The following is a 21,313-nucleotide window of genomic DNA, read 5'->3' as shown; positions in this document are numbered from 1 at the left end:
GATCCTCGTGCTATCGGGGACCAGAATCAAGCCTAAGAGCTTGTTTCTCCGCGCTTTCCGGCCGCTCTAACTTTACTAACCAGAAATCCTTCGGATTTCTTCTAACGGACGAGACCACAAGCCGCATTCGAGGCGACTGGCAATGGCGGGCCGTCAGTCCTGTTAGCTTTCAGAAGTCGCACACGATCTCCGCCAACCCCAAAGCTCACGGCTTCCGGTTCCAGCTTCACGGAGCGGCGGCATGAGCGATCTCACCGAAGTGGAAGTGTTGTGGCTCGAGAAGCGCATCGAAAATCGCATTCGGTTTGGTCGCGTTGTCGAAGAACGGAAGATTGATCGTCACCGGCGTGTCCTGTCATTTGCACCCGGCAGCATCTTTGCGTTCGTCCGTTGGACCTCCAATGACTTTGGCACGATCATTTCGCGGATCGACATATTGCGCGCGGTCGCGGCGGGACAGCGCTGCTCGACCGTGCCGTATGTGAAGCCCGGCGGAGCGATTTTGTTGCGACTCTCAGGTTGGCCAAAAGTAGAACGGGTGCTGCAGATGACCGACTCCATCGAGGCGCTGGGCATCGATCCGGCTGATGTCGCGCCTGATCATTGGCATCACGTTCACAACCGCCTGTCCGTCAACGAAAACCCGCGCACCTACACGAAAGCCCGCCACCAGGCATGGCTTCACCGGCAGAGGGTGATGCGATGACACCGCGGCTCAACACGTTGACCACGATGCTGTGCGGTGCCGTCGCACTTTTCGCACCAATCGTTCTGGAGATTACGCCGGCCTACATCTGGAATGCATCCGAGAGCGTACCGATCGGGCTCTATCGTGTGCAGCCGGCGGACAAACTATTCGTTACGGAACTCCTCGCGGTGCAGCCACCGGAGCCGCTCGCGATCTTCCTCGACCTGAACGGCTATCTGCCTGCCGGATTGCCGATGCTCAAACGCGTGCTGGCACTTCCCGGGCAGACCGTTTGCCGAAGCGGGCTCGCCATTTCGGTTGATGCCATCGAAATGGGTGAAGCCCGAGATCGCGACGGCCGTGGTCGTCCCCTGCCGAACTGGCAGGGCTGCCGCGTCGTCGGTAACGGCGAACTCTTTGTCATGAATTGGCAGTCCACCAGCTCGCTGGATGGCCGCTATTTCGGGCTCTTGCCGGCATCGGCTGTCATTGGCCGAGCGCGGCCGGTGTGGACCTGGGAGGATTGATGGTGCCCGTATTGAGTTTCCGAGCAGCCATTCCTCCGTTCGGCCGAGTGCTGCACCATTCCTCCGTCCCGACCAACGCTTGCGCGGCCGTTGCGCGCAGCAGCGGTCCAGGGCGGCCGAATGGCCAGCGCGAAGCGGCTTTACCCTGGACGGGCGCGAGCACGGCGGCACGCATGAGTTTGTTCGGGGGGAGCCTGCGCGCTGTCGTATTGTTGTTCATTGCGCTGACCGTGAGTAACGCCGCCGCTGCCGCCGAGACGCGACCCGCGGAGCCTTCAGCGAGTCATCGAGCTGCCGATCCGTTTGCGGAGTTTGTCGAGCGAGCCTCGCGTCGCTTCGGCGTGCCGGTGCGCTGGATACGCGCAGTCCTGGACGTCGAAAGCGCCCAAGACGTGCGTGCCAGGTCACCGAAAGGTGCCATGGGGCTGATGCAGATAATGCCAAAGACATGGGCAGAGCTACGTCTGCGGTACGACCTTGGCGACGATGCCTACGATCCCCATGACAATATTCTTGCTGGGACAGCGTACCTTCGCGAGCTGCACGACCGGTACGGTTCACTGGGCTTCCTCGCGGCCTACAACGCAGGACCTACTCGCTACGAAGAGCATCTCGCCGGCCGTCCATTGCCCGCTGAAACCCAGATCTATCTGCAGAGGCTAGTGCCGATCATCGGTGGCGATATTGTAGGTTCCGGTGCAGTTGCAAGTCTGTGGCCATCGGGACGAGCGCTCTTCGTTGTGCGGTCTGAAAGTTCAACGGCCGCGGCCCGGCTGCAGCCTGGGCGACTAACGAACCGAGCTCCAACGGCCGCCTCCGTCCACGACATTTCGGCCATTGCGCCACAGACAACAGGATTGTTCGTCCTGAGATCTGACGCGGGAGGCTCGCGATGAGCGAATGCGCAAGCTCGCATGCATTAGCGCGGCCTGGAGAAGACTGGGCGGAAAGGCGCGCGCAGTGGGGAGGCATGGCAGTATGCGTCCGGGGGCTGCACATGACGTCGGGCCTTGACGTGCCTAACGGCCTCCGGCGGCAATGCACCGACTCAGATAACCCCTACTCCGTGCTGGACTTGGCTATGGCAGCTTCCGCCTTCGCGATCACTGCTTCGGCACGCTCAATCGCAGCACGGAATTCCTTGCTCTTCCAAGTATCAACCGAATGGCCGTCGTCAAACGACTCGTCTGTGGCGTCTTGTGCGCGTAAGACCAACTCACGAAGCGCCGCAATCGCCTCGGAGAGCAGCTTGGCATCCGCCCCGTCTCGGGAAGACTGCGTCACCTCTATAACCCCATCACATCGCAATTTTGGAACGTCATGTAATATCGTTACAAAGGACGACAATTGCAATTACCCGCGGTCTCGTCGTTTAGCGCGAGTCTGGCCTTGCTCAGACGTTGGCGGCGGGTCCCGCGGAGCTCCAGTTCCACGTCAGAAGTTCGCCGAGGCGGTTGATGGGATGTCCGTCGCCCATACGCTGCAGCACGTCGCGCAGGTATGCGTAAGGCTCAACGTCGTTGAACTTGCACGTCTCGATCAGCAAACAGAGGATTGCCCATCGTTCTCCGCCGCTGTCGCTACCGCCAAAGAGATGGTTCTTGCGGCCGAGCGCCACAGGTCGGATCGCCCGCTCGACAGGGTTCGTGTCGAGCTCGATGCGGCCGTCATGGAGGAAGCGGGTCAATCCATCCCAGCGCGACAGCGCATACCGGATCGCTTCGGCGAGACTGCCGCGGCCGGGCAGCTGCGGGAGCTGCACCTCGAGCCAAAGGCGAAGGCTGTCAACGATCGGCTTGGCGAGTGCGCGCCGCGTGGCCATCATCGGGCGCTCTCCCGCTCAATAACGCGGCGACGGACTGCATCCGGATCGCTGTCGATCGGTGCGAAGACGCGACGCCCAACGTCCAATTCGATAACCGTCATGCCGTCGGGCGGCTGCAACAGATCGTTCAGGACGAGCGTTTCGGATTGCGCTCCGGCGACCTTCACAGCCGCCAACTTCGTCCGCACTCTTGTTGAACCCGAACTGGACCCGCCAGCGGAACAACATGCTGCTGACGATGCCGTGGCGCCGGCAAATCTCGGCGGCGGTGGCGCCAGGGAGATGGGACTCGCGCACGATCGTGAGCTTTCCTCGTCACTGAAGCGACGGCGGTTGGCGCGTCCATCGCTCGGCGGATCCGCGATTGGCGCATCTGTCAAGTGCGTTCCGGTGACGGACTGCTTAGCAGCGCTGCTAGCACTAGTGCTTATTGGTGGGCGGGCACTCGGATGAAGATGCGCCCGCCAGTCGATTTCCACCTCATTCGAGTCGATCAGATCGCGCCACCGCCTCAGGCTGTGCTGCGATATGCCGTGAGCCCGGGCATAAGTCTGCATGCTCAGACCGCACCATCCCATCGCTTCAACATGCATCGCTCGGAACGCTTGGACGGCTCTGCAGCGCTAGTCCTTGGACACCGGACTCCGCTTCTTGCGGAGCCGCTCCCGACGTTCCTCGCGACGCAATTCCGCACGTATTTTCAGCGTTTCAGCATCGATCAGATGCCGCAGCCAACGATCGAATGTGCCGCCATTTAGACGATGCTGACGACAATATTTGCGCTTGCTGAGACCGCTTCGCCGCCATGCTTCAACGTGTACCGACCAAAAAGAACGACGCGCTTCGTTCTTGAAATATTCCGTACCCACCGGAGATCCTCCAATGCAGCAAGGAACCCGATATGGAACGACAGCGCGCTCTCGGAAAGTCGTGCAGGATTCGGACGCTTACGGCACGACAGCACGACGGCGAGATAAAAGGGGCTCGCCGGTCGAACCGCAAGCCATTGACATGGCTTGGGTTCGGGCGTGCCGGTCGGTCGGGGCGCGTGCCGCGCCGCGCATTTTGACGAACACAATCAAAGGCGTTTTCGGCACCGTGAGCGCTTTTGATCTCTGGGGGGCTCTGCCATGACGGCAGGCGACAGCGACCTGCGTATTCGGCCTGGGCGCATCCGCAGTACTCGCGCGCCGAAGCCCAAGAGCTTCATCAACCAGGTGCTGCGGGCGGCGAATGAAGCGGGACACACGTCGGGGCAGACTCCGACTGGCAGGCGTTCGGCGGCCTATGGGCGCTCGACGTTCGGGCGTGGGCGCTTTGCCTTTAGCCGCGCCAGATTATTCAGCCCGGCGCGGCGCGTTGTGGTGAAGGCGCGTGTGGTTCGGCACAAAGGACGTGCCTTTCGTTCAGCACCACTAACCGCTCACCTCTCATATCTGAAGCGCGACGGCGTGACCCGGAGTGGTGAGCGGGCCGAGATGTTCGATGCCAGCAGCGACCGCGCCGACAGTGCGGTTTTCGCAGAAAGGTGCAAGGACGACCGGCATCATTTCAGGTTCATCGTCTCACCCGAGGACGCCGGCGAGATGACTGACCTCAAGGCCTTCACCCGCGATCTCGCCCGGCAGATGGAGACCGATCTCGGTACGCGGCTCGATTGGGTGGCTGTCGATCATTGGAACACCGACAACCCTCATGTCCATCTTCTCCTTCGGGGAGTAGACGAGGAGGGGACGGATCTCGTGATCTCCCGCGACTACATCAGCCAGGGCCTGCGCTCACGCGCCGAGGAACTGGTCGCCATCGAACTGGGTCCAAAACCGGAGCACGAGATTCGCAATTCGCTGGAGAGGGAAGTTACGGCAGAACGATGGACGCGGCTCGATCGGGAGATCCGGCTGGCGACAGATGAGACCGGCTATATCGATCTTCGTCCAGAGAATCCCGGCAAGTCTGATCCCGAGATCCGGCGCCTGATGGTCGGTCGCCTTCAACACCTGGAGAAGATGGGCCTTGCCGCATCCGCCGCAGCCGGGGAATGGATGGTCGGGCTCGAGGCCGAGCGTAGCTTGCGCGATCTCGGCATGCGCGGTGACATCATCAAGACCATGCACCGCGCCTTTACCGAGCGTGGGGACACGCGCGGCGTTGCCGACTTCGTCATCGAAGGTGGACAACCGACGTCCCAGATTATCGGACGACTGGTCGACCGTGGATTGCATGACGAACTGACTGGTGAGGCCTACGCCCTGATCGACGGAACAGATGGACGCGCGCATCACGTGCGCTTCCGAGGGGTCGAGGCTTTTGAACAGGCGCCACCGCTCGGCGGCATCGTCGAAGTGCGACGCTTCGGTCAAGCCGGCGATCCTCATCCCACTGTGGTGCTCGCCACCCGTTCCGATCTCGATCTCCGTGAGCAGACCACTGCGAGAGGGGCGACCTGGCTCGACCATCGGCTGGTCGAACGCGACCCCATGCCGCTCGCCATGAGCGGATTCGGCCGCGAGACCCGCGACGCCATGGAAGCCCGTGCCGAGCATCTGATCCAGGAAGGCCTGGCGCGGAGGCAGGGCCAACGCATCACCTTGCAGCGCGACCTCCTGAACACATTGCGCCGACGTGAACTGGACGAGGTGGCCGCAAGAGTCTCGGCCGACACCGACCTGCCTTACGTGAAGCCTGACTCCGGGGAGCATCTGGCGGGCACGTATCGCCAGCGATTGACACTCACCTCGGGACGCTTCGCCATGATCGATAATGGGCTCGGCTTCCAGCTCGTGCCCTGGTCGCGCGAACTCGAAAAGAGGCTCGGCCAACACGTCACCGGCGTCGTGAAGGATGGCGGTGGCATTGAATGGGACTTTGGTCGCAAGCGCGACCTCGGCCTCTAGCAATCTCTCCAATTCTGTTGCGGAAGGGCGTTCGGGATGTCCGGAACCAAAATCCTCTGGGGACAGGTGATCGTTGTCGGTCTGATCGTTTTGCTGGCCATCTGGGGCGCAACCGAGTGGACGGCCTGGCGGCTCGCCTGGCAACCGGAGCTTGGGCGCCCCTGGTTCGAACTGTCGGGCTTCAAGGTTTATTACCCGCCCGTCTTCTTCTGGTGGTGGTTCGTCTACGACGCCTATGCACCCCACGTCTTTGTCGAAGGCGCCTTCATCGCGGCGTCGGGGACCGTCGTTTCGATCGCGGTGGCCATCGGCATGTCGGTTTGGCGCGCGCGTGAAGCCAAGAATGTCGAGACCTATGGTTCGGCGCGCTGGGCTGATCGGGAGGAGGTGAGGGCGGCTGGCCTACTCGGTCCGGACGGTGTGGTGCTGGGCAAGCTCGACCGCGACTACCTCCGCCATGACGGACCGGAGCACGTATTGTGTTTTGCACCAACCCGCTCCGGCAAAGGCGTCGGTCTTGTCGTCCCCTCATTGCTGGCTTGGCCCGGCTCGGCCATCGTTCACGACATCAAAGGCGAGAACTGGCAACTGACCGCTGAGTTTCGCTCGCGGCATGGCCGCGTCCTATTGTTCGACCCCACCAACCCGAAGTCCTCAGCCTACAATCCGCTCCTCGAAGTCCGGCGCGGGGAATGGGAGATCCGCGACGTTCAGAATGTGGCCGACGTTCTGGTCGACCCCGAAGGCTCGCTCGACAAGCGGAACCATTGGGAGAAGACCAGTCATTCGCTCCTGGTCGGCGCCATACTCCATGTTCTCTATGCCGAGGCCGACAAGACCTTGGCCGGCGTCGCAGCTTTCCTATCCGATCCGAAGCGGCCGATCGAGGCGACGCTGAAGGCGATGATGACCACACGGCACCTTGGCGAGCAGGGTGCTCATCCCGTGGTCGCCTCGACCGCGCGCGAACTCCTCAACAAATCCGAGAATGAACGGTCCGGCGTCCTGTCCACCGCGATGTCGTTCCTTGGGCTCTACCGCGATCCGGTGGTGGCCCAGGTGACCTGTCGCTGCGACTGGCGGATTGCCGATCTGATCGCAGATAGCCGCCCGACGACGCTTTACCTCGTGGTGCCACCGTCGGATATTTCTCGGACCAAGCCGCTGATCCGTCTGGTGCTGAACCAGATTGGTCGTCGCCTGACCGAAGATCTGCACGCCCGCGACCGTCGGCATCGCCTTCTGATGATGCTCGACGAGTTCCCCGCACTCGGGCGGCTTGATTTCTTCGAGTCTGCGCTCGCTTTCATGGCGGGGTACGGCATCAAGAGTTTTTTGATCGCGCAGTCGCTCAATCAAATCGAGAAGGCCTACGGGCCGAACAACGCCATTCTCGACAATTGTCACGTCCGCGTCAGCTTCGCGACCAACGACGAGCGGACCGCCAAGCGGGTGTCCGACGCGCTGGGCACGGCGACCGAGATGCGGGCGATGAAGAACTACGCCGGGCACAGGTTGAACCCTTGGCTGGGTCACCTCATGGTCTCGCGGCAGGAGACGGCCAGGCCGCTCTTGACCCCGGGCGAGGTCATGCAGCTTCCGCCGATGGACGAGATCGTCATGGTGGCGGGCACGCCGCCGATCCGGGCGAAGAAGGTCCGCTACTACGAGGATCGGCGGTTCACCGAGCGGGTTTTGCCGCCGCCCGATCCGGTGAGCGCCGGCCCGTCATCGCGAACGGACGGATGGTCAGCGCTCGGAACACCGATGCCGACGGGAAGTCCCACTGACAAAGCCGCGGAGGCCGAGGAAGACACGGCGAACAGCGGGCTCCGTCGTGAGCCCGAACTCCCCGATCACGTCGCGATCGCTAAGGAGACGACCGAACCGACGCCGGCCGAGGAATTTGCCGCCGTGCTTGACGACGACGAAGATTCGGTCCGCAAGTCTCGACTTATGCGTCAGCAGATGCGCGGTGTCGCGCGTCAAGTCGCCATGGACCCGAATGACGGTATGGAGCTCTGAGGCAATATGCGCGACCGAATGAACGTCTATTTCCCGCCAGAGCTTCTGAAACAGATCTCGGAGCTTGCCGATCGCAAGAAGCTTTCCCGGTCTGCGATCGTGGAAGCAGCTGTCGCCTCCTTTCTTTCACCCGACGGAGCGGACAGGCGAGAAGCTGCGTTTACCCGTCGCCTGGATCGGCTTTCCCGTCAGATGCAGAGGCTGGAGCGTGACGTTGGTTTGACGGCGGAGACCTTGGCCCTCTTCATTCGCTTCTGGTTGACGATCACGCCGCCACTACCCAACGACGCACAGGCGGCCGCGCAGGCAAAGGGGCGGGAGCGCTTTGAAGGATTCGTCGAGGCGCTCGGGCGCCGTTTGCAAAAGGGGCAAAGCTTTCTGCGCGAGATTCCAGAAGATATCCGCCGTCAGGAACCGGCCGATGAGACCTGATTGAACCATGTAGGAGGCCCTTCCGCCGGCCCTTCTTTTTCTACGCCAGCCTACGACCGCAGCGATTTAGCCGAACTGACAAAAGCTGGACGCGCTATCGGCTCGAGCGACTGAGAGCAAAGGGGCCAGCATGCAAATCTCAACAGCATGGCGTCGAATCGCGCGCGTTTTTCTCCCGTTTGCTGCCGGATACTATCTTTCGTACCTGTTTCGGACGATCAACGCTTTGATCGCCAGTCATCTCAGCTCGGATACCGGGCTTGGGACTGCCGACCTCGGATTGCTTACCTCGGTCTATTTCCTGGTTTTCGCGGCGGCTCAGATCCCAATCGGAGTACTGCTGGACCGCTTTGGCCCGCGGCGCGTCCAAAGTGTTTTGCTCTTGCTCGCAGCAGTGGGCGCTGGTCTGTTTGCGGTATCGACCGACTTCCTGTCACTTTTGATCGCCCGTGCAATGATCGGGCTCGGCGTGGCAGCGGCGCTCACAGCAGGGCTGAAGTCCATCGTCCTTTGGTTCCCCAGGGAACGAGTTGCCTTGCTGAACGGCTACATGATCATGCTGGGATCGCTAGGAGCGGTGACCGCCACGGCTCCCGTCGAGCACCTGCTCGCCTGGATGGGCTGGCGGCAGCTCTTTGAGGTCCTGGCGGCCGCTACCGGTGCGACGGCCATTCTCATCTATGTCGTCGTGCCTGAGCGAGGCATCGCCCTGTCAACAGCGTCCACCAGCCTGAGCTCAGTTTTCAGCGATCGACGGTTCTGGCGAATGGCCCCGTTATCGGCGACTTGCATTGGATCATCTTGGTCTCTGCAAGGCTTGTGGGCGTCGCCGTGGTTGATAGAAGTAGAAGGGTTTGATCGCGCAAGTCTCGTCAGACAGCTTTTTATGATGTCTGTCGTACTGAGCGGCGGTGCCTGGTTGTTCGGTATGGCCGTCCATCACATCAAACGCAGAGGAATCGGTGCGGAGGTGATATTAGCGATGGTTGCAGTGCTGTTCATCGCAGCCGAGTCAGCCTTGATCCTGCGAGCGCCTCTCCCGTCCATCTTGCCCTGGTCCGTTGTCGCAATCGTCGGAACGGCAACCGTGGTCAGCTTCGCGGTGATAGCGGATTACTTTCCGCCGGAGCTTGCTGGTCGTGCCAACGGCGCTTTGAACGTCTTGCACTTTGGTTGGGCATTTCTGGCACAATACGCGACAGGCCTGATCTTGGAGCAATGGCCTGCAAATGATAGCCATAGGTCCATCCAAGCCTATCAAGTGGCGTTCGGTCTCAATGTAGCACTGCAGATCGCGGCGTTGGTCTGGTTCGCGCTGCCTTGGCGTCGATACTTCGTTTCATGGATGAGTTCAATCCTCGTCTTCAAACCGGCTGATACTTCCTATGCTGTCGAGTCAGTGGGGTTGTATGAGGATTCGGACATCCTCCTGCCCGCGGACGACGATGCGGATTGGTGAGCAGGCCACTTCTCGCGAACTGACACGATTGAGTAGGCCTCAAACATCAATTCTCAGTCCTTCTTTTTCTACGCCAGTCTACGATCACCGAAAGCGCTTGTTGCGCCGAGTCCATTGGTGCCTTTTCTAATTGTCCCCATCTGAGGGCGCTCTTTCGACGTCCTCATTCGGTGGGGACGAACGGTGGCAATCCATTCCATTCAATCGGAAGCGAGTTCGCGCAGTGCGCGAATGCTGCGCAGCGCGCTTGGCTCGGCGATTGCCGGCTACCTCGAAGATGAAGCGATCATCGAGGTGATGCTCAACCCAGATGGGCGCCTGTGGATCGACCGGCTGTCGAATGGCCTGATCGACACAGGCGAAACTTTGTCGGCTGCGGATGGTGAGCGCATTGTTCGCCTGGTCGCGCATCACGTCGGTGCCGAGGTGCATGCCGGCTCGCCGCGGGTCTCGGCCGAATTGCCTGGGACCGGCGAGCGCTTCGAAGGACTGTTGCCTCCGGTCGTTGCGGCACCGGCCTTTGCTATCCGCAAACCGGCCGTGGCCGTGTTTACGCTCGACGACTACGTCGCCAGGGGGATCATGACCTCGGAGCAGGCCAGGACCCTGAAGGACGCGGTCGCCGCACGGAAGAACATCCTCGTCGCCGGTGGGACATCGACCGGCAAAACAACACTGACGAATGCGCTCCTGGCCGAGGTGGCAAAGACTACTGATCGGGTCGTGCTGATCGAAGATACGCGCGAGCTTCAGTGCAAAGCGCCCAATCTTGTAGCGCTCCGGACCAAAGACGGCGTGGCAACGCTATCGGACCTCGTTCGGTCCTCGCTGCGCCTACGTCCTGATCGCATCCCGATTGGCGAAGTCCGAGGTGCCGAGGCGCTCGATCTGCTCAAGGCTTGGGGTACAGGCCATCCCGGCGGCATCGGCCTATTCATGCGGGTAGCGCGCTGGGCGCGCTGCGGCGGCTTGAGCAACTCATCCAGGAAGCGGTTATCACGGTTCCGCGCGCCCTGATCGCCGAGACCATCAACCTCGTCGCCGTGCTGGCGGGGCGTGGCGCTGATCGTCGCCTCGCTGACCTCGCGCTCGTCACGGGGCTTGGAGCCGCAGGCGACTACAGCCTTTCATCAGCAGGAGACTGACATGCGTCTGCAATTTCGTTTTCGTCGAGATGCCGCTTCACTAGCCACGTTCGGGATGGTTCTTTTGGTGTCGGCACCGGCATGGGCTGCTGGCTCGAACATGCCGTGGGAGCAGCCACTCAATCAGATTCTGCAGTCGGTCGAGGGGCCGGTCGCCAAGATCATCGCTGTCATCATCATCGTGGTGACTGGGCTGACGCTCGCGTTCGGGGACTCGTCAGGTGGTTTCCGCAGGCTGATTCAGATCGTGTTCGGTCTGTCGATCGCCTTCGCGGCCTCAAGCTTCTTCCTGTCGTTCTTCTCCTTCGGCGGCGGTGTGGTGATCTGATGGATGAGCAGGTGGCAGGCTATGTCGTGCCGGTTCACCGCGCGCTCACTGAGCCAATCCTGATGGGCGGCGCACCACGGTCGGTCGCGATCGTCAACGGCACGCTTGCGGCAGCCCTTGGACTTGGACTGCGGCTCTGGATCGCGGGTCTCGTCCTCTGGTTCATCGGCCACATGGCCGCCGCCTGGGCTGCCAAGCGCGATCCCGCCTTCGTCGATGTGGTGCGCCGGCATCTGCGCATTCCCGCACATCTCAACACCTAAGTCCTCTGTCATGATGAACCTTGCCGAATATCGCCATTCCAGCGAGCGCCTCGCCGACTTCCTGCCTTGGGCAGCGCTCGTCGACGAAGGAATTGTCCTGAACAAGGATGGCTCGTTCCAACGGACGGCGAAGTTCCGAGGGCCTGACCTCGATAGCGCAGTGCCGGCCGAACTCGTCGCCGTCGCCGGTCGCCTGAACAACGCCCTGCGCCGTCTGGGATCCGGTTGGGCGGTCTTCGTTGAAGCGCAACGCCATTTTGCGGGTGCTTATCCGCCGAACACCTTTCCAGATGTCGCGTCTGCACTGGTCGACGCCGAGCGCAGAGCTCAATTCGAAGAGGCGGGCGCCCACTATGAGTCTAGCTACTTCTTGACCTTCCTCTATCTGCCGCCGGAGGAGGGAGCCGCTAGGGCAGAGCGATTGCTATATGAAGGTCGCGACCGCACCGTTGGAGCAGATGCCCGGGAGGTGTTGGGCGCGTTTGTCGATCAAACCAACCGCGTGCTTCAACTCGTCGAAGGGTTCATGCCCGAATGCGCCTGGCTCGATGATCAGGATACGCTGACTTACCTGCACTCGACGATCTCGATCAAGCGCCACCGCGTTCGAGTGCCCGAAATTCCCATGTACATCGATGCGCTGTTAGCCGACCAGCCGTTGACCGGCGGGTTAGAGCCGATGTTGGGCTCGGCCAATCTCCGGGTCCTGACGATTGTCGGCTTTCCGGGCGCGACGACGCCGGGAATCCTGGACGACCTGAATCGTCTGGCATTCTCGTATCGCTGGTCGACGCGCGCAATCATGCTCGACAAGACCGACGCCATCAAGCTGCTGGCCAAGATTCGGCGGCAGTGGTTTGCCAAGCGAAAATCGATTGGCGCCATTCTCAAGGAGGTCATGACGAACGAGGCATCGACGCTGCTCGATACCGACGCCCACAACAAGGCGCTTGATGCCGACGCGGCGTTGCAGGAACTGGGGTCGGATCAGATCGGACAAGCCTTTGTCACGGCGACCATTACCGTCTGGGACCGCGATCCTAATACTGCCGATGAAAAGCTCCGCCTGGTCGAGAAGGTCATTCAGGGCCGCGATTTTACCTGCATGATCGAGACGGTGAATGCCGTCGAAGCCTGGCTCGGCAGCCTGCCAGGGCATGTCTACGCCAATGTGCGGCAGCCACCGGTTTCGACCCTCAATCTGGCCCACATGATTCCGATGTCGGCGGTGTGGGCTGGCGAGGCGAGGGATCTGCACTTCAAGGGTCCGCCCCTTCTGTTCGGCAAGACGGAGGGATCGACGCCCTTCCGATTCTCCCTACACGTCGGTGACGTCGGTCATACCCTCGTGGTGGGGCCGACAGGTGCTGGCAAGTCGGTCCTGCTTGCGCTGATGGCGTTACAGTTCAGGCGCTACCCGAACTCTCAGGTCTTTGCGTTCGATTTCGGCGGTTCAATTCGGGCGGCCGCGCTCGCCATGGGTGGCGACTGGCACGATCTCGGCGGCGCATTGTCCGACGGAGGTGAACAACCCGTCGCCCTGCAGCCGCTGGCCTGGATTGATGATCCTTCCGAGCGCGGATGGGCGACGGAATGGATCGGCGCGATCCTGGCACGGGAAAAGGTCGAGATCACTCCGGAGGTCAAGGATCACCTGTGGTCGGCGCTGACGTCGCTCGCTTCGGCGCCGAGGGAGGAACGCACCCTCACGGGCTTGTCTGTTCTGCTTCAATCGAATTCCCTGAAGCGGGCACTGCAGCCCTATTGCCTTGGCGGTCCCTCCGGGCGCCTGCTTGATGCCGAATTCGAGCGCCTCGGCGAGGCCTCGGTCCAGGCGTTCGAGACCGAAGGCTTGATAGGAACGAGTGCTGCGCCGGCCATGCTGGCGTACCTCTTCCATCGGATTGGTGATCGTCTCGACGGCCGGCCGACACTCCTGATTGTCGACGAGGGTTGGCTTGCCCTTGATGATGAAGATTTTGCGGGGCAACTCCGGGAATGGCTGAAGACGCTTCGGAAAAAGAACGCGTCCGTCATCTTCGCCACCCAGTCGCTTTCCGACATCGATGGCTCCGCAATCGCGCCGGCGATCATCGAAAGCTGCCCGACGCGCCTGTTGCTGCCGAACGAACGGGCGATCGAACCGCAGATCACTGCCATCTACCGTCGCTTCGGACTCAACGATCGCCAGATCGAGCTACTGAGCCGGGCAACGCCAAAGCGCGACTATTACTGCCAGTCCCGTCGTGGCAACCGGATGTTCGAACTAGGCCTTGGCGAGGTTGCACTGGCCTTCACCGCAGCCTCTTCCAAATCCGACCAGGCTGCCATCGCGCAGATCCTCGCCGAACATGGACCTGACGGCTTCGTGCCGGCATGGCTCCAGGACCGTGGCGTCGCCTGGGCGATAGACCTGATCCCCAATCTCGTCAATCTGGAGAAATCGCTATGAAGCGTCTTGGTCTGTTGGCGGCCGCTGGCACTATCGCGCTGGTGCTTGGCGTCGCGGTGCCCGCACGGGCGTTGATCGTCTTCGATCCCAACAATTACGTGCAGAGCGTCCTGACGGCCGAGCGGGAGCTCCAGCAGATCAATAATCAGATCACCTCGTTGCAGAACGAGGCGCAGATGCTGATCAATCAGGCGAAGAACCTGGCAAAGCTGCCATACTCATCGCTGCAGCAACTGCAATCCTCGATTCAGCGGACCCAGCAATTGCTGGCGCAGGCCCAGCGCATTGCCTACGACGTCCAGCAGATCGATCGCGCGTTCTCGACGAGCTACGCGCCGGCCGCTGGCAACCAATCCAGCCAGTTGCTGGTCACCAACGCTCAATCGCGGTGGCAAAATACTTACGCGGCAACACAAGATGCGCTTCGCGTCCAGGCCGGCATCGTTGGCAACCTCGACAGCAATCGTATCCAGACGTCCGCGCTCGTAACGTCCAGCCAAGACGCCAGCGGCGCTCTGCAGGCAACGCAGGCTGGCAATCAGATTCTTGCGCTGAACGCGCAGCAGCTTGCCGACCTTACCGCTGTCCTGACGGCGCAGGGCAGGGCGCAGAGCCTCGAAGCGGCTCAGCGCGCCTCGGCCCAGGATCAAGGACGAGAGCAACTCAGGCGATTCCTGACGCCAGGACAGGGCTATCAATCCTCCAACGTGCAGATGTTCCACTGATGGCCGACGTAAAGGCATTCAAGGCGCTGTCGCTGCTTACGACAATCGGCCTAGTGGCCGTCGCTGCCTGCACGATTCAGCTTCGTGGCGGAGACGATCCTCCTCCGCCGCCGAAGGCGGAGCAGACGACAGGAGCAACCAGCTCTGACCTCGCGCGCTGCCGCAGCGTCACTGCGGAGGAAGCAGCGGGCTATCAGCATTGCAAGCAAGTTTGGGCCGAAAACCGCCGTCGCTTCTTTGGCAAGAAAGACGGTGGCGCAGTTCCTGGCCACGACGATTCCGCCGCCGGCGTGGCGCTCGCTCCAAAGGATCAGAGCCGGATCCCGCAAGGATATCCGCAACCGGCGACGCCCGAGGCGAGCAAGCCATGACGGGTACGGGGGTCATCGACCAGTTTCTGGAAACGTTCACGCGTTATATCGACAACGGTTTCGGATTGCTCGGTAGCGACGTCGGGTATCTCGCAGCGACCCTTGCCGCGATCGACATCACGCTTGCTGCGTTGTTCTGGAGTTGGGGGCCGGACGAAGACATCATCGCGCGCCTCGTCAAGAAGACGCTCTTTGTAGGCGTTTTTGCCTACCTTATCGGCAACTGGAACAGCCTGGCGCGCATCGTCTTCGAGAGCTTCGCCGGTCTTGGGCTGAAAGCATCGGGTGCAAGCCTGTCCGCTGCAGATTTTCTGAGACCCGGAAAGATCGCTCAAGTCGGACTCGACGCCGGCCGACCGCTGCTCGATTCGATCTCCGACCTGATGGGCTACATCAGCTTCTTCGAGAATTTCGTCCAGATCGTCGTTCTCCTGTTCGCCTGGGTCGTGGTGTTGCTTGCCTTCTTCATTCTGGCGATCCAACTCTTCGTCACCCTGATCGAGTTCAAGCTCACGACGCTCGCCGGCTTCGTGCTCATTCCCTTCGGACTGTTCGGCAAGACCGCCTTCGCGGCGGAGCGGGTCTTGGGTAACGTCATCTCTTCAGGGATCAAGGTCCTGGTCCTGGCCGTCATCGTTGGGATCGGCGCGACCCTGTTTTCGCAGTTCACCGCAGGCTTCGGCCGCGCTCAGCCGACCATCGAAGACGCGATGACGCTGGTGCTCGCGGCGCTCTCCTTGCTGGGTCTCGGTATCTTCGGTCCGGGTATCGCAAACGGCCTGGTGTCCGGTGGACCCCAACTCGGCGCCGGCGCCGCAATTGGAACAGGCCTTGCTGCCGGCGGCATTGTTGCGGCGGGAGCGGGTCTTGCCGCCGGTGGTACTGGTCTCGCTGGCGGCGCGATGGCAGGCGCCTCGCGCGGTGGCGGCGCTGTCATGAGCGGAGCATCAGCCGCCTACCGAAGCGGCGGCCTTGCCGGCGTCGCGGACGCCGGCGCTTCCGCTGCTATGAGCCCGTTGCGTCGTGCAGCGGCTGCGCTCGGCGGAGGTGGGCAAGCCGGCGCGCAGGCCGCAAACACTTCTGCCGAAGGGCAGCCCAACTGGGCGCGGCGAATGAAGCGTGCCGAGACCATTCGGCACGGTGCATCGGCAGCCGGCCAGGCGGTCCGCTCAGGCGATCACGGTGGCAGCGGCTCTTCCGTCGATTTGTCTGAAGGAGAGCGCTGACACGAAACACTGCGCCTTCGCCACCGCGGCGGGGGTCTCAAACGCAGATACCGCACGACTAGAAACCGATCACTTGATCTTAGGGGCAATCATCGATGTTCAAACGACCATCAGTTCACTATGGGCGCATGCCCGAACCGGTCACACCGTATCAGAAAGCAGCGCAAGTCTGGGACGAACGCATTGGATCAGCGCGCCTGCAAGCCAAGAACTGGCGCCTGATGGCGTTCGGCTGCTTGATGCTTTCAGCCGGTCTCGCTGTTGGGCTTGTCTGGCAGTCAAATCAAGGATCGATCACGCCCTGGGTGGTCGAAGTCGACCATCTCGGCCAGGCTCAAAGGGTTGCGCCGGCCAACATCGACTATCAGCCCACTGATGCGCAGATCGCCTACCATTTGGCGCGCTTTATCGAGGATGTCAGAGGTCTGCCGGCCGACGGCATCGTTCTGCGCCAGAATTGGCTCCGGGCCTATGATTTTACGACCGATCGCGGCGCCGCTGCGCTCAACGACTATGCGCGCAATAATGACCCCTTTGCCAAGCTGGGCAAGGCCCAAATCTCAGTGGACGTCTCGAGCGTCATTCGCGCGTCGTCGGAGAGCTTTCGCGTCGCGTGGACCCAGCGCGTCTACGACAACGGCTCGCTGAGCTCGTCTGAGCGCTGGACTGCGATTCTCTCGATCGTGATCGAGACACCCCGCGATGCCGAACGCCTGCGCAAGAATCCCCTTGGCGTCTATGTCCGCGCCATCAACTGGTCAAAGGAGTTAAGTCAGTGACCGAGACGCCGTCTGACATTCATTCGAAGCGTTCCCTCCCGCGCAGTAAGCTCAATTCGCCTCGGTCCGAGTTCGTGGGCTCAAAGCGAGCGCTCCTGTCCGTGCTCTTGCTTTGTTCATCGGCGCTCGGCGGGTGCGCGACTTATATACCGCCGGAGATCAGCTATGACGCGGAGGTCCCGGCGCTGCCGGCGGCGCCAGCGGCCCTGGACGACAGGTCGCGGCCGCTTCACGTTCCACCGCTCTGGAAGCCAACTCTCGGCGGCAAGTCGGCCGGAAAGGAAGAGCCCGAACCCGTGAGCCGGGTTGAGATGGCAAACAGCGCAGCGCGGGTCGAGCCGCGCAAACGCGGGTATTTCAATGCGGCGCAGATCTACGCTTACAGCCCCGGTGCGCTCTATCAGGTTTATGCCGCACCCGGGCAGATCACGGATATCGCACTCGAGGAAGGAGAGCAGTTGACGGGATCGGGGCCGATCGCGGCCGGAGATACCGTACGATGGGTCGTGGGCGATACCGAAAGTGGGAATGGCGACATGCGCCGCGTCCATATCCTGGTCAAGCCGACGCGCGCATCGATCGAGACCAATCTCGTCGTCAATACCGATCGGCGCACCTACCTGATCGAGCTCCGCTCCCGCGAACGGCCATACATGCCGTCTGTTGCCTGGTACTATCCAGAAACTGCACGGGAACGGTCGCGTTCGGTCGCTCTGAAGCCCGTTCTTCCGGAGCCGGCGCAGCGCATCTCCCGCTATGCTATCGAAGGGGACAGTCCTCCCTGGCGTCCACTCGCCGCATATGACGATGGCCGCAAGGTCTATGTCGAATTCCCGCAAGGCATCGTGCAGGGCGAGATGCCTCCGCTATTCGTCATTGGTGCAGACGGCAAGACCGAACTCGTCAACTATCGCGCTTACGGTAACGTATTGATCGTCGATCGGCTTTTTGCTGCCGCCGAACTGCGGCTTGGCGGCGAGCACCAGCAGAAGGTCCGTATTGTCAGGACCGACGGGAGGCCGTCGTCATGAACACTCGGAATGTAAACGATCACGAGCAAGCAGTTCCGCCGGAGACACAAGGGGAACAGTCCGAAAGCTTCCGCTTGAGAGCAGAGCATCCGCGCGTGACGCGGTTGTCGCGGAAGGTCTTGGCCGGCGGCGGCGCGGTTGCCCTGCTTGTCATCGGCGGAGCGGTGTTGTGGTCGCTACAGAGCAATCGCTCCCGTAGTCAAGCGGCCGATGAGCTTTACAGTACCGACCACCACAATGTTGCCGACGGCATTACCACGCTGCCGAAGGACTATGCTGGCGTTCCGCGCCAACCAATCCCGCAGCTTGGTCCGCCGCTCCCCGGGGACCTCGGTCGACCGATACTTGCCGCTCAGGGCCAGTCCCCGGCGATCGGCACTGATCCGGACCAGCAGCGCCGGGATCAAGAGACGGAGGCAGCCCGTATCAGCCATCTCTTCGCTTCGACCAGTGGACGAGAAATGCGTCCGCCCACCGATACGGCTGTTGGAAGCGAGCGTGTCCTGCCGGCGAGCGCAACGAGCGCTGGCGACGACGGATCTGGGCAGAATGGTCAGGACCGCAAGCTTGCCTTCGTGAGCGCCTCGGTAGACCGTCGCACGGTCAGCCCTGACCGCGTCACCAGGCCGGCTTCACCATATATCGTGCAGGCTGGGACGGTCATTCCGGGAGCCTTGATCACGGGCATCAGGTCAGACCTGCCAGGCCAAATTACGGCCCAAGTGACCGAGAGCGTATATGACACCCCGACCGGCCGCTTTCTGCTTGTCCCTCAGGGGGCGCGTCTGATCGGCATCTACGATAGCCAGGTCACTTTCGGCCAGTCTCGCGTCCTGCTCGTCTGGACACGGCTGATTATGCCGAATGGACGTTCTATCGTTCTCGAGCGGCAGCCTGGCGCTGACACTGCCGGGTATGCAGGTCTCGAAGATCAGGTCGACAATCACTGGGGCGAGTTGTTCAAGGCTGCGGCACTATCGACGTTTCTGGCGATCGGGACCGAACTGGGTGCCGGCTCGGACACCAACAGCAACGACAGCGCAATCATCCAGGCATTGCGACACGGCGCCTCGGACTCACTAAACCAGACCGGGCAGCAGGTCGTTCGCCGCAGTCTCAGCATCCAGCCTACTCTGACCGTGCGACCTGGCTTCCCGGTTCGTGTTCTTGTCAATCATGACCTCATACTTACGCCGTATAGAGGGTGACAATATGCCAAAACTCAAAATAGGAGAGCTTCCAGACGACAAGCCCGTCAAAGTGAGTACGGAGCTGCCTGCGGCCGTGCATCGTGATCTCATTGCATATGCAGAAGCGCTTACGCGTCAGGGTGGTCAGGTGGTCGATCCGACTAAACTCATCGCCCTCATGTTGGCGCGCTTTATGGCCACGGATCGAGGATTTTCTAAACTGAAACGTGAAGGCCACGTACCGGCCGCTGGCGAAGGACTGTGATGCTCAAGGTTTCCTCGAAGCTGTTGGTCGACGCTAAATAGTTGCGTCCATCAACCTAGGCGCTGCCGAGTTGGCGCTAAGCGCTGAGATATCGTGTCGGAAAGTGTATTCCCGCGTCTGCGCGAAACAACTCCGATTACCAGGTTTTCTCGTTTTCAGACGCGAGAGCGCTGGGCGTCGACGTGCAGCTATTCGGTCACCTTCAGGCGCGTTACACTGCTCCGGCCATCGACGCTGACAGGCACGTCACCCTCGATCGTGGCCCGCCGTACGACGCGATGCTGGTCCCCGTAATCGTTGACCGCGTAATGCTGCGTTGCGCGGTTATCCCATATCGCAATATCGCCCTCTAACCAGTTCCAGCGCACAGTGTTTTCGGGCGCGGTGATGTGAGACTGGAACAGATCGAACAGCTTTTGTCCGTCGTATTTGGGGACCCCAACAAAGTGCTTCACCAAGGCGCCGAGCACTAGCGTCCGCTCGCCTGTTTCGGGGTGGACGCGTACGACGGGATGCTCGGTCTCAAAAACCGTTCTGGTGAACACCTCGTCAAAGTGTTTCTTGTCGACCTCGCGGACACGCGCAATCCCGGCGTAATCGAAAACGTTGCTGTGAACGGCCCATAGGCCCTCGGCAAGCCGTTGTAGCGGCGGCGGCAAACCAAGATAAGCGGCAGCTGTGTTCGACCACACGGTGTCGCCTCCGAACGTTGGCATTACAACGGCCCGCAGGACCAAAATCTTGGGATAGGCGTCGGCGAAGGTCCCATCCGCATGCCAAACGTCGGCGCGACCGCCGCCACGAGTGGAGTCCAGTTCGAGGAGCGACGCCATCCCCTTGGTAGCACCGAGCATCGGATGGGGCACTAGCTTTCCGAGACGAGCGGCAAAGCGCTCCTGCTCGGCGTCATTGAGATGTCCTTGATTGCGGAAGAAGATCACCTTGTGCTCGAGCAATAAGCTGTTGATCCCAGCGATCGCGTGATCCGGTAGATCGCCTGATAGCCTGATATTTTTGACTTCGGCACCGATGCGCGCTGCACGTTTCACAACATCGGTGCTCGGAATGACGCCACCGATCAAAGCCATTGTGCTCATGTTGCTTTTCCAAGTCCTTGCAGTTCTTCCTCGCCCTTGGAGCGAATGATCTTCAGCAAGCATCGTGCCAAGCGAAAGACGAGCATGTGCCCGACAAGGGGCACTGAACGAATCGTGCTATTTGGCGCGAGTCATCGAACTGAGCCGATGGTTGGGCCGAGTGACGAAAGAACTCGATCGCCGAGCTCACCCTTCGAATGTCGTATCGTGAAGACGAAGCGGATAGCAGGAGCGCGCCAACGGCAGATCTTCAGTTTTGCTTTCTAATCACTCAACTGCGTTGAAAAAAAGCAATGCTTCTATAGAATTGGTAATAATTCATGATGGTCATGAATTATGTAGTCGGACCCTGCCGCGCGCAAGCGCGCTTCGGAAACAAATCCTCCCACGATTGATACGTTGATAAGTCCGAGATTGCGGGCAATTTCCGTCTCAACTGGCATATCGCCCACGATGAAGGTTCTTTCTGGGGATAGATCAGTGCTCTGCATATACAAGCGCAGCCGCTCTTGCTTGCTCATGCTCCTAAATTGCTGGTCTAGATGTTTGGGGTGGTCATAGTGGATATGTCCGAACAGAATTGTCAGGGGT

At 61.1% G+C, this 21,313-nt stretch carries 22 protein-coding genes and 3 pseudogenes; 18 read left to right on the top strand and 7 right to left on the bottom strand.

The window, feature by feature from the left end; translation table 11 throughout:
- Positions 1-241: 241 nt before the first annotated feature.
- From AAE027_RS07765 to AAE027_RS07755, 3 genes are read left to right on the top strand one after another with little or no spacing between them, the layout of a single operon-like run.
- Positions 242-706, top strand: a complete 465-nt coding sequence (locus AAE027_RS07765; protein WP_130212409.1) for a DUF2840 domain-containing protein — start codon at positions 242-244, stop codon at positions 704-706.
- Positions 703-1,215 (top strand): S26 family signal peptidase, encoded by a 513-nt coding sequence (locus tag AAE027_RS07760; RefSeq protein WP_370986093.1) that lies wholly within the window; start codon positions 703-705, stop codon positions 1,213-1,215. The genes AAE027_RS07765 and AAE027_RS07760 overlap by 4 nt, the downstream gene beginning before the upstream one ends.
- Positions 1,215-2,111 (top strand): lytic transglycosylase domain-containing protein, encoded by an 897-nt coding sequence (locus AAE027_RS07755; protein WP_370986092.1) that lies wholly within the window; start codon positions 1,215-1,217, stop codon positions 2,109-2,111. Before AAE027_RS07760 ends, AAE027_RS07755 begins: the two co-directional genes overlap by 1 nt.
- Before the next feature lie 163 nt (positions 2,112-2,274).
- On the opposite strand, the gene AAE027_RS07750 is transcribed toward AAE027_RS07755, so the two are convergent.
- The 5 genes and pseudogenes from AAE027_RS07750 to tnpA all read right to left on the bottom strand — a co-directional run bounded on the left by AAE027_RS07750 (position 2,275) and on the right by tnpA (position 3,909).
- Positions 2,275-2,499 carry a hypothetical protein gene (locus tag AAE027_RS07750; RefSeq protein WP_130212408.1) on the bottom strand — a complete coding sequence of 75 codons (225 nt, stop codon included), beginning with the start codon at positions 2,497-2,499 and terminating at the stop codon, positions 2,275-2,277.
- A gap of 109 nt (positions 2,500-2,608) precedes the next feature.
- Positions 2,609-3,028, bottom strand: a pseudogene (locus AAE027_RS07745) (IS66 family transposase); the annotation flags it as partial.
- Between the two features lie 8 nt (positions 3,029-3,036).
- The gene (locus tag AAE027_RS07740; protein ID WP_370986525.1) at positions 3,037-3,216 is read right to left on the bottom strand and encodes a hypothetical protein; all 180 of its coding nucleotides are present in this window, start codon (positions 3,214-3,216) and stop codon (positions 3,037-3,039) included.
- 76 nt (positions 3,217-3,292) lie between these two features.
- Positions 3,293-3,337 (bottom strand): annotated as a pseudogene (locus AAE027_RS07735) (hypothetical protein); the annotation flags it as partial.
- 326 nt (positions 3,338-3,663) lie between these two features.
- Positions 3,664-3,909: an IS66 family insertion sequence element accessory protein TnpA gene (gene tnpA / locus AAE027_RS07730; protein ID WP_370986091.1), complete on the bottom strand. Its 246-nt coding sequence runs from the start codon at positions 3,907-3,909 to the stop codon at positions 3,664-3,666.
- A 261-nt stretch (positions 3,910-4,170) separates the two neighbouring features.
- On the opposite strand from tnpA, the gene AAE027_RS07725 reads away from it, so the two are divergent.
- From AAE027_RS07725 to AAE027_RS07655, 15 genes and pseudogenes are all read left to right on the top strand, one after another.
- Positions 4,171-5,934 carry a relaxase/mobilization nuclease domain-containing protein gene (locus AAE027_RS07725; RefSeq protein ID WP_370986090.1) on the top strand — a complete coding sequence of 588 codons (1,764 nt, stop codon included), beginning with the start codon at positions 4,171-4,173 and terminating at the stop codon, positions 5,932-5,934.
- Positions 5,935-5,970: 36 nt separating this feature from the next.
- Positions 5,971-7,959: a conjugal transfer protein TraG gene (locus AAE027_RS07720; RefSeq protein WP_370986089.1), complete on the top strand. Its 1,989-nt coding sequence runs from the start codon at positions 5,971-5,973 to the stop codon at positions 7,957-7,959.
- A 6-nt stretch (positions 7,960-7,965) separates the two neighbouring features.
- Positions 7,966-8,391 carry a ribbon-helix-helix domain-containing protein gene (locus tag AAE027_RS07715; protein WP_370986088.1) on the top strand — a complete coding sequence of 142 codons (426 nt, stop codon included), beginning with the start codon at positions 7,966-7,968 and terminating at the stop codon, positions 8,389-8,391.
- 130 nt (positions 8,392-8,521) lie between these two features.
- Positions 8,522-9,850, top strand: a complete 1,329-nt coding sequence (locus tag AAE027_RS07710; protein WP_370986087.1) for an MFS transporter — start codon at positions 8,522-8,524, stop codon at positions 9,848-9,850.
- 231 nt (positions 9,851-10,081) lie between these two features.
- A pseudogene (trbB, locus tag AAE027_RS07705) lies at positions 10,082-10,995 on the top strand (P-type conjugative transfer ATPase TrbB).
- Position 10,996: 1 nt separating this feature from the next.
- Complete coding sequence (locus tag AAE027_RS07700; RefSeq protein ID WP_370986086.1) at positions 10,997-11,323, top strand: TrbC/VirB2 family type IV secretion system protein; 327 nt, start codon at positions 10,997-10,999, stop codon at positions 11,321-11,323.
- Positions 11,323-11,586: a VirB3 family type IV secretion system protein gene (locus AAE027_RS07695; protein WP_370986085.1), complete on the top strand. Its 264-nt coding sequence runs from the start codon at positions 11,323-11,325 to the stop codon at positions 11,584-11,586. Before AAE027_RS07700 ends, AAE027_RS07695 begins: the two co-directional genes overlap by 1 nt.
- Positions 11,587-11,596: 10 nt before the next feature.
- On the top strand, positions 11,597-14,038 hold the full coding sequence (trbE, locus tag AAE027_RS07690) for a conjugal transfer protein TrbE (protein ID WP_370986084.1): 2,442 nt from the start codon (positions 11,597-11,599) through the stop codon (positions 14,036-14,038).
- Positions 14,035-14,763, top strand: a complete 729-nt coding sequence (trbJ, locus tag AAE027_RS07685; protein ID WP_370986500.1) for a P-type conjugative transfer protein TrbJ — start codon at positions 14,035-14,037, stop codon at positions 14,761-14,763. Before trbE ends, trbJ begins: the two co-directional genes overlap by 4 nt.
- A complete protein-coding gene (gene trbK-alt, locus AAE027_RS07680) occupies positions 14,763-15,134 on the top strand; it encodes a putative entry exclusion protein TrbK-alt (RefSeq protein ID WP_370986083.1) in 372 nt (123 codons plus the stop codon). The genes trbJ and trbK-alt overlap by 1 nt, the downstream gene beginning before the upstream one ends.
- Positions 15,131-16,360: a P-type conjugative transfer protein TrbL gene (trbL, locus tag AAE027_RS07675; protein WP_370986082.1), complete on the top strand. Its 1,230-nt coding sequence runs from the start codon at positions 15,131-15,133 to the stop codon at positions 16,358-16,360. The genes trbK-alt and trbL overlap by 4 nt, the downstream gene beginning before the upstream one ends.
- A 95-nt stretch (positions 16,361-16,455) precedes the next feature.
- Positions 16,456-17,139, top strand: a complete 684-nt coding sequence (trbF, locus tag AAE027_RS07670) for a conjugal transfer protein TrbF (protein ID WP_370986081.1) — start codon at positions 16,456-16,458, stop codon at positions 17,137-17,139.
- Complete coding sequence (gene trbG / locus AAE027_RS07665; protein WP_165405222.1) at positions 17,136-18,170, top strand: P-type conjugative transfer protein TrbG; 1,035 nt, start codon at positions 17,136-17,138, stop codon at positions 18,168-18,170. Before trbF ends, trbG begins: the two co-directional genes overlap by 4 nt.
- Positions 18,167-19,378 carry a TraB/TrbI/VirB10 family type IV secretion system protein gene (locus AAE027_RS07660; protein ID WP_370986080.1) on the top strand — a complete coding sequence of 404 codons (1,212 nt, stop codon included), beginning with the start codon at positions 18,167-18,169 and terminating at the stop codon, positions 19,376-19,378. The genes trbG and AAE027_RS07660 overlap by 4 nt, the downstream gene beginning before the upstream one ends.
- 4 nt (positions 19,379-19,382) lie before the next feature.
- Positions 19,383-19,625, top strand: coding sequence for a DUF2274 domain-containing protein (locus tag AAE027_RS07655; RefSeq protein WP_370986079.1), 243 nt, complete (start codon positions 19,383-19,385; stop codon positions 19,623-19,625).
- Positions 19,626-19,813: 188 nt separating this feature from the next.
- Here AAE027_RS07655 and AAE027_RS07650 read toward each other — a convergent pair whose 3' ends face one another.
- Both AAE027_RS07650 and AAE027_RS07645 read right to left on the bottom strand, forming a co-directional pair.
- On the bottom strand, positions 19,814-20,722 hold the full coding sequence (locus tag AAE027_RS07650) for a TauD/TfdA dioxygenase family protein (protein WP_370986078.1): 909 nt from the start codon (positions 20,720-20,722) through the stop codon (positions 19,814-19,816).
- Positions 20,723-21,021: 299 nt separating this feature from the next.
- The gene (locus AAE027_RS07645) at positions 21,022-21,243 is read right to left on the bottom strand and encodes an HAD family hydrolase (protein ID WP_370986077.1); all 222 of its coding nucleotides are present in this window, start codon (positions 21,241-21,243) and stop codon (positions 21,022-21,024) included.
- Positions 21,244-21,313: the final 70 nt, after the last annotated feature.

Origin of the sequence: Bradyrhizobium sp. DN3, assembly GCF_041357655.1 — a bacterium.
Lineage (GTDB): Bacteria > Pseudomonadota > Alphaproteobacteria > Rhizobiales > Xanthobacteraceae > Bradyrhizobium.
The sequence above is the reverse complement of the archived record's forward strand: the minus strand, read 5'-3'. Positions and strand labels throughout refer to the sequence as shown.

Bases quoted from the DNA above. Each gene is read 5' to 3' on its own strand.
- AAE027_RS07695 (WP_370986085.1), top strand. From the start codon at position 11,323: ATGGATGAGCAGGTGGCAGGCTATGTCGTGCCGGTTCACCGCGCGCTC.
- AAE027_RS07650 (WP_370986078.1), bottom strand. From the start codon at position 20,722: ATGAGCACAATGGCTTTGATCGGTGGCGTCATTCCGAGCACCGATGTT.
- AAE027_RS07645 (WP_370986077.1), bottom strand. From the start codon at position 21,243: ATGAGCAAGCAAGAGCGGCTGCGCTTGTATATGCAGAGCACTGATCTA.
- AAE027_RS07715 (WP_370986088.1), top strand. From the start codon at position 7,966: ATGCGCGACCGAATGAACGTCTATTTCCCGCCAGAGCTTCTGAAACAG.
- AAE027_RS07660 (WP_370986080.1), top strand. From the start codon at position 18,167: ATGAACACTCGGAATGTAAACGATCACGAGCAAGCAGTTCCGCCGGAG.
- AAE027_RS07710 (WP_370986087.1), top strand. From the start codon at position 8,522: ATGCAAATCTCAACAGCATGGCGTCGAATCGCGCGCGTTTTTCTCCCG.
- AAE027_RS07755 (WP_370986092.1), top strand. From the start codon at position 1,215: ATGGTGCCCGTATTGAGTTTCCGAGCAGCCATTCCTCCGTTCGGCCGA.
- AAE027_RS07725 (WP_370986090.1), top strand. From the start codon at position 4,171: ATGACGGCAGGCGACAGCGACCTGCGTATTCGGCCTGGGCGCATCCGC.
- trbE (WP_370986084.1), top strand. From the start codon at position 11,597: ATGATGAACCTTGCCGAATATCGCCATTCCAGCGAGCGCCTCGCCGAC.
- trbL (WP_370986082.1), top strand. From the start codon at position 15,131: ATGACGGGTACGGGGGTCATCGACCAGTTTCTGGAAACGTTCACGCGT.
- trbJ (WP_370986500.1), top strand. From the start codon at position 14,035: ATGAAGCGTCTTGGTCTGTTGGCGGCCGCTGGCACTATCGCGCTGGTG.
- AAE027_RS07720 (WP_370986089.1), top strand. From the start codon at position 5,971: ATGTCCGGAACCAAAATCCTCTGGGGACAGGTGATCGTTGTCGGTCTG.
- trbF (WP_370986081.1), top strand. From the start codon at position 16,456: ATGTTCAAACGACCATCAGTTCACTATGGGCGCATGCCCGAACCGGTC.
- AAE027_RS07765 (WP_130212409.1), top strand. From the start codon at position 242: ATGAGCGATCTCACCGAAGTGGAAGTGTTGTGGCTCGAGAAGCGCATC.
- AAE027_RS07655 (WP_370986079.1), top strand. From the start codon at position 19,383: ATGCCAAAACTCAAAATAGGAGAGCTTCCAGACGACAAGCCCGTCAAA.
- AAE027_RS07760 (WP_370986093.1), top strand. From the start codon at position 703: ATGACACCGCGGCTCAACACGTTGACCACGATGCTGTGCGGTGCCGTC.
- AAE027_RS07700 (WP_370986086.1), top strand. From the start codon at position 10,997: ATGCGTCTGCAATTTCGTTTTCGTCGAGATGCCGCTTCACTAGCCACG.
- trbK-alt (WP_370986083.1), top strand. From the start codon at position 14,763: ATGGCCGACGTAAAGGCATTCAAGGCGCTGTCGCTGCTTACGACAATC.